Source organism: Klebsiella sp. MS 92-3 (assembly GCF_000195655.1).
Taxonomy (GTDB): Bacteria; Pseudomonadota; Gammaproteobacteria; order Enterobacterales; family Enterobacteriaceae; genus Klebsiella; species Klebsiella pneumoniae.
The window spans coordinates 1-820 of the sequence record NZ_GL882764.1 but is presented as its reverse complement, the minus strand read 5'-3'; the positions used below and the strand labels follow the sequence as shown (position 1 = coordinate 820).

The window sequence follows — 820 nt, the reverse complement described above, 5'->3', positions numbered from 1 at the left end:
GGCACTGTTGCAAATAGTCGGTGGTGATAAACTTATCATCCCCTTTTGCTGATGGAGCTGCACATGAACCCATTCAAAGGCCGGCATTTTCAGCGTGACATCATTCTGTGGGCCGTACGCTGGTACTGCAAATACGGCATCAGTTACCGTGAGCTGCAGGAGATGCTGGCTGAACGCGGAGTGAATGTCGATCACTCCACGATTTACCGCTGGGTTCAGCGTTATGCGCCTGAAATGGAAAAACGGCTGCGCTGGTACTGGCGTAACCCTTCCGATCTTTGCCCGTGGCACATGGATGAAACCTACGTGAAGGTCAATGGCCGCTGGGCGTATCTGTACCGGGCCGTCGACAGCCGGGGCCGCACTGTCGATTTTTATCTCTCCTCCCGTCGTAACAGCAAAGCTGCATACCGGTTTCTGGGTAAAATCCTCAACAACGTGAAGAAGTGGCAGATCCCGCGATTCATCAACACGGATAAAGCGCCCGCCTATGGTCGCGCGCTTGCTCTGCTCAAACGCGAAGGCCGGTGCCCGTCTGACGTTGAACACCGACAGATTAAGTACCGGAACAACGTGATTGAATGCGATCATGGCAAACTGAAACGGATAATCGGCGCCACGCTGGGATTTAAATCCATGAAGACGGCTTACGCCACCATCAAAGGTATTGAGGTGATGCGTGCACTACGCAAAGGCCAGGCCTCAGCATTTTATTATGGTGATCCCCTGGGCGAAATGCGCCTGGTAAGCAGAGTTTTTGAAATGTAAGGCCTTTGAATAAGACAAAAGGCTGCCTCATCGCTAACTTTGCAACAGTGCC

1 protein-coding gene is annotated in these 820 nt (G+C 52.4%); it reads left to right on the top strand.

Features of this window, described 5'->3' with window-relative positions:
• Positions 1 to 63: 63 nt before the first annotated feature.
• The gene (locus HMPREF9538_RS21000; protein ID WP_001067855.1) at positions 64 to 768 is read left to right on the top strand and encodes an IS6-like element IS26 family transposase; all 705 of its coding nucleotides are present in this window, start codon (positions 64 to 66) and stop codon (positions 766 to 768) included.
• The last annotated feature ends 52 nt before the right edge of the window (positions 769 to 820 follow it).